Genomic DNA, 8,178 nt, shown 5'->3' with positions numbered 1-8,178 from the left:
GTTCGGGTGGGGCGCGAGGCGGGTCGGGGTCATGGCTCGGTCCGGACCGCCCGGGCCAGAACGTGGACCGGTCGGCGGTCGGCGCCGTCGTCCGGCAACTGGCGCCGGGCCCAGGTATCGAACAGAGCGCAGACCTGCTCGCGCAGCTCGCCGAGCTCGCCCGGGCTGAGCCACAGCCAGGAGTCGGTGGTGAACGCGCTGGCCCGCCAACCCTCGTCGAAGGATTCGCGCAGCACCGTCCACGTCTGGAGCAGGGTGTCGTGCCGGTCGCGGTTGACCGCCTGCATGGCCCGCACCACAGCCTTGCTGACCGGGTCACCGGGCAGTTCCTCGGTAAGCGTGCGGTACTGTGCTGAAACCCGCCGCCAGCGAAGCGGGGCGTCGATGCCGGACTCAGGCTCGACGAGCCCGCCGTCCCGCAGGACACCGAGATGCTTCTCGACCACGGGGAGCGGCATGCCGGTCCGTTCCGCCAGCCGCGCGGCGGAGGCCGGCCCGTAGACGTCGATCAGGTCGAGCAACCGGTGGCGCAGCGGATGGGCCGTGGCAGCCACTGACCGAACACTGGTGAGGTGGTGCGGCCCTTCGGTCCCCGGGGCCGGCGCTGCGTCCGCCGCTTCGGGTGCGATGGTCATAGTCGATTCAGCCTTTCGATGTCGGGTGTCGCAGCGCGGGTGGTCGACACCGGCGTCACCAGGTGTGCCGACGTCGCAGGATGCGATGTCTGGAGGTGGATGCGTCACAAGGTGCTGAGCACCGTGCACGGATTGCTTCAGCGGTCAGGGGGCGGGGGTGGTTTGCGCCAGCCGGGCGGACAGCTCCCCGGCCAGACCGACCACGTGCGGTCGGGTGAGCATCGACCAGTGGTCTCCCCCGGCGGACAAGACCTCGACGGTGCGGTAGAAGCCCGACAAGTCGCGTCGCAGCGCCTCGCGGGAAGCCGAGTCCGGCGCGCCGGACCGGAACACCACGACCGAGCAGTCCACCGGGCGCGGCCGGTAGCGCAGCAGGGCGCGTGCACATCGGGAGAGGTTGCGGCGAAGCTCGGGGGCCCGGCGCGCGAGGGCGCGGACCTGGCCGGAGCCGAACCGCACCGCGAATTCCAGCCGTGCGACTTCGAGCAGCGCCCCCGGGACCGCGGCCAGCGGCCGGCCGCCGAGGCCGAGGCCGCGGCCGCGGCCCTGGACGAAGCCGTCGAAGCACAGCAGCACGTCGACGACTTCACCGGCATCGAGCAGCAACCGGGCCATCTCGTGCGCGACCACCGCGCCGTAGGACCAGCCGGCGAGCGTATACGGGCCATGCTTCTGTGCGCCGCGCACCGCATCGAGGTACTGCTCTGCCATCGCCTCGACCCGGGCTGTGGTGTATCGCGCGCCGGAAGGTTCCAGACCCAGCACCGGTCGGTCGACCTCGACCAGGTCGGCGAGCTCGAGGTAGCTGGACGCGCTGCCCATACCGTCGGCGATCAGGAAGACCGGCCGGTCGGACGACCCCTCGCGCAGGGCGACCAGCCCCACGCCTCCCGATGCGCCGTCGGCGCTGTCTGCGCCGGACGCCGCCCCCACAAGCTCCACCAGCCGGCCGAAGGTCGGCTGACGAAGGAAGTCCGCGGCCGTGATCGCGGCGCCCGTGGCCTGGCTCACTTCACTGATCAGGTGCACGGCCATCAGCGACTCGCCGCCGATGGCGAAGAAATCGTCCGTGGCGTTGACCGAGGCGACGCCGAGCGAAGCGCACCACAGCTGCTCCAGGTCGCTCGGGCCGTCCTGGCGCGGCGCGCCATCCTGCCGGGGCGCCGCGGCGGTGGTCCGGCCGGACTCCGGGTCCGAGGGCTCGAAGGGATACGAGGGCAGCGCGACCACCTGCGGCTGCGCGTCGCGGGCCAGGTCGGCCAGGTCGATATCCGCGCCGCGCTCCCACAGCACGGCGAGCGCGCGCAGCAGGCTGCGCTCCGGGTCCTCGGACGCCCGGCCGAGCATCGGCACCGCGTGCCGCTGCTCGTCCCACGCCGAGTGCCGGCGCAGCGAGCCGCACATCGAGGTGCCGGCGCCCAGCTCCACGAAGGTATCGCAGCCCTCTGCGATCAGGGTCGCGATGCCGGAGTCGAGCCGCACGGTCCGGCACAGCTGGGCGGTCCAGTACTCCGCCGTGCCGACGGTGTCCGGATCGGCCCACTCGCCGGTCAGGTTGGAGACGAAGCGCAGTTCGGGCCGGCGCGCGGCAGCCTGCTCCACCGCCCGGGTCAGGCCCGCCGCCGCGGGCCGCATCATTTCGGAGTGCGCTGCGACTGACAAGTCGAGCACGGTGACGTCCAGCCCGTCCAGCGCGCCGGCGGCCAGGCAGGCGTCGATCGCCGCCTGAGGTCCGGACACGACGGTGTTGCCGGGGCCCATGACCGCCAGACCCACGCCGGGGAACGCCGCGATCCGCTCGGTCACCTGCGCGGCGCCCGCGCGGATCGCGACCATCCGCCCCGGCGGGGTGTGCAGGGCGGTCCGCGCACGCTCGTACACGATCTCCGCGCAATCGGCCGGGGTCCACACACCCGCCACCGCGGCGGCGGCATACTCGCCGATGCTGTTTCCGAGCATCCCGGCGGGGGTGATCCCCCAATCCAGTAGCTGCCGGGCCAGCGCGTACCCGATGGTCACCAGGCCGCACTGCTGGTTGACGAAGTCCGCCGACCAGCCGGCGGCGACCGATCCGTCCCCCACGATCGGCGACAGGTCCAGTGCGTGCGCCCGGCGGAAGATCGCCGCCATCTCCTCGAAGTGGGCGGCGAACTGCGGCAGCAGCCGGTAGGCCGCGCTCCCGGCGGCGTGGTCGAGCGTGCCGTGCCCGGGGAACAGGAAGGCCACGTGGTCGAGCCGATCGCGCCGGTCCGAAGGCGGCAGGACCGATCCGGGCGGCTGGCGCAGCAGTCGCGCCGCCTCGGCCGGCTGCTCGGCGACCACGGCCGCGCGGTGGTCGAACCGGCGCCGCCGGGACAGCGTCCACGACGCGTCGGCGAGCCAGGACTCCGGCTCGCCGTCCAGCCGGTCGGCCAGGTTCCCGCGCATCCGGTCGAGCGCCTCCGGCGAACCGGCCGACAGGGCCAGTACCCGGGGAGCAGGGCGCGGCGCAGAACGCGGCAGCGACGGCGGCGCCTCGAGGATGACGTGCGCGTTCGTGCCGCCGATGCCGAAGGCGCTGACCGCGGCCAGCGGGGTCCCGCGCTCGGGCCAGGGCTCGTGCCGTGTGCCGACCCGGAAGGGGGTGGCCTGCAGGTCCATCAGCGGATTCGGACGCGTGAAGTGCAACGACGGCACCAGTTCGCGGTGTTCGAGCATCAGCGCCGTCTTGATCAGCCCCACCACTCCCGCCGCGGCGCCGGTGTGGCCGAGGTTGCTCTTGACCGCCCCGAGCCGGCACCAGCCGACCTCCTCGCGCGAGAGGCGGAAGGCGTCGGTCAGCGCCTGCACCTCAACCGGGTCGCCCATCGGGGTGGCTGTGCCGTGCGCCTCGACGTAGTCGATGTCCCAGGGATCGACGTCGGCCACCTTCTGCGCCAGCAGAATCGCCTCGCGCTGCCCGGCGACGGACGGCGCGGCGAAGCCGATCTTCTCGGCCCCGTCGTTGCTGAGCGCCGAGCCGCGGATGACGGCACTGACGTGGTCTCCGTCGCGCAGTGCGTCCTCGAGCCGCCTCAGCACGACTATTCCGACGCCTTCGGCCGGCACCATGCCGGAGGCTTCCGCGTCGAAACTGCGGCACCGACCATCGCGGGAATTGGTGCCGCCCTCCAGGTAGAGATAGCCGGTGCTGCCGAATCCGGCCAGGCCGACTCCGCCGGCGAGCACCGCGTCGGTCTCATACGTCTGCAGGCTCTGGATCGCCAGGTGGACTGCCGTCAGCGAGGTCGAGCAGGCACTCTGTACGGTGAACGCGGGTCCGCGCAGCCCGACCTTGTAGGCCACCCGGGTGGCCAACATGTCACGACTGCTGCCCAGCGCCCGCAGCATCGGATCGCCGTCCGTGGGCGGGTCGCAGTCGTCGCTGCCGCCGTAGACGCCGATCAAGCCGGGGAAGCGGGCCGGGTCGATCCCGGCGTCGTCCAGCGCCGCGACCGCGCACTCGAGGAAGATCCGCTGCTGGGGGTCGATCATCGCGGCCTCGGCACGCGAGTAGCCGAAGAACCGCCAGTCGAAGCTCCGAGCCGTCGGCAGCATGCCGCGCGAGGGGACGTAGTCAGGACGGCGGATGAGCTCCGGGTCGGCACCGGCGGCGAGCAGCGCGTCCTTGTCGTGGTGGGTGACACCCTCGGTGCCGGACCGCAGCAGCGACCAGAACGCGGCGAGGTCGCCGGCGCCCGGGACGCGCACCGCCATGCCGGTGACCGCTATCGCTCCGTCAAGGTACGTGTTCATCGGTGCTCCCTGCTGGCCCGGATCCGATCGCGGCGGGCGGCCCCGCGGGCGCTGGCCGCGCTCACAGACCGGGGGTCGCCGACCAGTACGGGGCCCTCGTCCGGCCCGGCAGCCCGCTGGAGGTACAGCGCCATCGCGCGGATGCTGGAAATCTCGAACAGCCGCTGCACCGGTATGTCCACGCCGAAGGTCCGGCACAGCCGCGCATGCAGGCCGATCAGCTTGAGCGAGTTGCCGCCCCGGTCGAAGAAGCTGTCGTCGACGGCGATCCGATCGACGCCCAGCACCGCGGACCACAGCTCGGCCACCCGCGCCATGGTTTCCGCCGTCGCCGCGGTTTCCGGCGCGGTGGGCGCCGTCGGCGCGGCCGGGCCGGCGTCGGCGGCGGCCAGCTCGGACATCAGTATTCTGTGATCGACTTTGTCGTGCGCGGTCAGCGGGAGGCCGGCGCGCACGACGATCCTGGCCGGGACCATGTGAGCGGGCAGCCGGTCGGCGAGGTAGCCGCGCAGCGCCTCGGGGTCCGGGCGTCGGCCCGGCGCCGCCGGAACGACGACGGCCGCCAGGTGGCCGCTGCCGTCCGGCGTCTTGCTGACGAGCAGCACGGCCCGGCTGACCTCGGGGTGCCCGGCCAGGACGGACTCGATCTCACCGGGCTCGATCCGGAAGCCGTGGATCTTGAACTGGTTGTCCGCGCGGCCCAGGAGGTTCAGGCTGCCGTCCGGCTCGCGGCGGGCCACGTCGCCGGTGGCGTACATCCGCCCGCCGGGCGCGCCGAAGATGTCGGGCAGGAAGCGCCGCGCGGTCAGTCCCGGTTGGCTCACATACCCACGGGCCACACCGTCGCCGGCCACGTACACCTGTCCGCTCTCACCCGGCTCCGTCAGCCGCAACCGGTCGTCCAGGAGGTACACCCGGGTGTTGTCCATCGGGCCGCCGATCGGCACGGGGCGGTCCTCGGGGTGGATCCGGGCGATCCGGTGGCGGGTCGCGAACGTCGTCGTCTCGGTCGGACCGTAGCCGTCATAGACGGTCAGACCCGGGCAGGCGCTCTGCACACGCGCGACCGCCGCCGGCGGCACCACGTCTCCGCCGGTCCAGACCTGCCGCAGGCCCGCGAGGCATTCCGGGTCGGCCTCGGCCAACGCCCCGAACAGGCCGGCCCCCAGCCAGAGCGAGGTGATCCGGCCCGCCCCGCCGAGCCGGCGCAGCAGCGCGGCGTCGGCCTGGCCGGCGGCGACGACCACGGTGCCCCCGGTCAGCAGCGGGACCCAGAGCTCATAGGTCGAGGCATCGAAGGCGTGCGGAGAGTGGAACAGGATCCGGTTGTGATCGCCGGAGCGCCAGATCCGGTCCAGGGCGAACGCGACGACGTTGCGGTGGGTGACGGCAACGCCCTTGGGCGCGCCGGTCGATCCCGAGGTGTGCATGATGTACAGCAGCGCTTCCGGCCCGGCCGTCCGGTCGCCGAAGGGGTCGGTTTCCACCGGCGCCCCGCGCGGCGGCGCGTCGGCGCCGATCTCCGCGTCGGCTCGCAGGTACGCGAGGTGGCTGGTCATCTCATGGTCCTGCGTTGTCTCGTCCACCAGCAGCAGGCGGCAGCCCGAGCCGGCGACCACGGCGTGCATCCGGGTCACCGGGTCCCGGGCAGACAGCGGTACGAAAGCGGCGCCGGCCTTGGCCACGGCGAGCAACGCCGCGACGAGGTCCGAGGAGCGGCGCATCAGGACCGCGACATTGTCGCCGGGCGCCACACCCTGCTCGACGAGCCGCCGGGCCAGCCGGTCGGTTCGAGCGTCGAGCCGGGCGTAGGAGATCTCCTCGTCGTCGGTCTCCACCGCGATCGCGCCCGGCTCCTCAGCGACGCGCCTGGCGAACAGCTCCGGCACGGTGGCCTCCGGAAGCAGCGTCGCGGCATCGTCCCACTCCTGCCGCAGCTGGAATCCGAGATCCCGCTGCTGCGGACCCTGGCGCGTGTCCGCGGTCATGCGCTCACGTCCTCGGTGGTCCTGGCCTGGGCCGTCGCGTTCGCGGCCATCGCCGATTTGAGCGAGCGCGGCCGCATGTCGACCCAGTGCTCTTCGACATACGCGGTGCACTCCGCGAGGTCGCCGGAGGCCAACGGGCTCCAGCCGGCGGGAATGTCCAGGCCCTCAGGCCAGAGCGCGTACTGCTCCTCGTCGTTGACGACCACGTTGAAACGGCCGTCGGGGTCGTCAAAGGGACTTGTCATGATCTATACACCTTCCAGGTCTCAGAGTTCGCCGAGCGGCGTGTGGGGGGTCTTGGTGACTTGGGTGAGCAGGGTGCTGAGGTCGTGTGTCAGGGCTTGGATGGTTTCGGGATCGAAGATGTCGGTGGCGTAGGTGAGCTGGATGGTGATGCCTGCCGGGCTGCCGTCGGGGTGGTGGTTCGGTTGGAAGACCAGGGCCAGGTCGAACTTCGCGGTGTCGGTAGGCACCGCGTGGTTCTCGACGGTCAGGCCTGGCAGGCTCGGCGGGACCGGGTCGGTCTGGTCGACCGAGAGCATGACCTGGAACAGCGGGTGGCGCGCCGGGGTCCGCACGGGCGCCAGGTGGGCGACCAGTTCCTCGAAGGGGATGTCTTGGTGCGCGTAGGCCCGCAGATCTGCATCGCGCACCCGCTCGATCAGGGTCTGGAAGTCGGGATTCCCGGACAGGTCGGTACGCAGCACCAGAGTGTTGACGAAGAAGCCGACCAGATCATCGAGCGCGTGATCGCTGCGGCCGGCCACCGCGGTGCCCACCGCGACATCCGTGCCGGCCCCGTAGCGGTGCAACACCGCGGCCACCGCCGCGTGCAGCACCATGAACAACGTGGCATTCCCGCTCTGCGCCAAGGCCTGAAGCTCGCCATGGGTATCCTGATCGACCTCGAACCGCACCTCCGCACCGTGCTGGGAACGCACTGCTGGACGCGGGCGGTCCAACGGCAGCACCGTCTCCTCCGGCACGCCGCGAAGCTGCTCGACCCAGAACTCCAGATCCCGCTCCTCGGCCTCGCCAGCCGCTTGCCACAATGCGAAATCGGCGTACTGCACCGGCAACGGCACGAACTGTGGCGCGCTGCCCTGCACGCGTGCTTCATAAGCCTGCGCTAGATCCCGCAACAACGGGCCCTGCGACCATCCGTCTGTAGCGATGTGATGCATCACCACCAACAGCACATGCTCATCGGGCCCGACCCGCCACAGCCGGGCCCGGATCGGCAGATCCTCCGCCAACACGAACGGCTCATCGGCCGCGGCCTGGACCGCGTCATCAAGCTCCGACGGCGCGATATCGACAACCGTCAGGTCAATGTCGGCCGAACCGGCCTCGACAACACACTGATACGGCTCACCATCCCGATCAGGAAACACCGTGCGCAACGACTCATGCCGCCCGACCACATCACCGATCGCAGCACGCAACGCCTGCACATCCAAGGCACCGACCAGCCGCAACGCAACCGGCACGTTGTACACCGCACTCGGACCGCCGAGCCGATCGGTTATCCACAGCCGTAGTTGCGCCGAAGACAGGGGCAGCTCGGTCGGCCGCGGTTCCGGGGCCGGCCGCAATGGCTCGCGGGATCCCCGGGCGCCGTCAGCCAAGGCTCCGGCTCCGTTTTCGATGTGGTGGGCGAGGGCCTGGATCGTCGGACGGTCGAACAGATCCCGGATCGCCACCTCCACCCCGAAAACCCCACGCACCCGATTCACCAAACGCATCGCCGACAACGAATGCCCACCAAGCCCGAAGAAATC

At 71.5% G+C, this 8,178-nt stretch carries 5 protein-coding genes; all 5 read right to left on the bottom strand.

Annotated elements, in window-relative coordinates; translation table 11 throughout:
• Positions 1-29 precede the first annotated feature (29 nt).
• Positions 30-554: an ArsR/SmtB family transcription factor gene (locus KGQ19_RS45760; protein ID WP_212021402.1), complete on the bottom strand. Its 525-nt coding sequence runs from the start codon at positions 552-554 to the stop codon at positions 30-32.
• Positions 555-779: 225 nt separating this feature from the next.
• Positions 780-4,409 (bottom strand): type I polyketide synthase, encoded by a 3,630-nt coding sequence (locus KGQ19_RS45755; protein WP_212021400.1) that lies wholly within the window; start codon positions 4,407-4,409, stop codon positions 780-782.
• Positions 4,406-6,397: a non-ribosomal peptide synthetase gene (locus tag KGQ19_RS45750; RefSeq protein WP_212021399.1), complete on the bottom strand. Its 1,992-nt coding sequence runs from the start codon at positions 6,395-6,397 to the stop codon at positions 4,406-4,408. The genes KGQ19_RS45755 and KGQ19_RS45750 overlap by 4 nt, the downstream gene beginning before the upstream one ends.
• Positions 6,394-6,642, bottom strand: a complete 249-nt coding sequence (locus tag KGQ19_RS45745; RefSeq protein WP_230420456.1) for an MbtH family protein — start codon at positions 6,640-6,642, stop codon at positions 6,394-6,396. Before KGQ19_RS45745 ends, KGQ19_RS45750 begins: the two co-directional genes overlap by 4 nt.
• Positions 6,643-6,663: 21 nt before the next feature.
• A partial coding sequence (locus KGQ19_RS45740) for a condensation domain-containing protein (RefSeq protein WP_230420455.1) occupies positions 6,664-8,178 on the bottom strand: 1,515 nt, incomplete at its 5' end.

This window comes from Catenulispora pinistramenti (genome assembly GCF_018274385.1).
In the GTDB taxonomy this organism is placed as follows: domain Bacteria; phylum Actinomycetota; class Actinomycetes; order Streptomycetales; family Catenulisporaceae; genus Catenulispora; species Catenulispora pinistramenti.
Note: the sequence above shows the minus strand (reverse complement) of the source record. Positions and strands in the feature narration are given on the sequence as shown.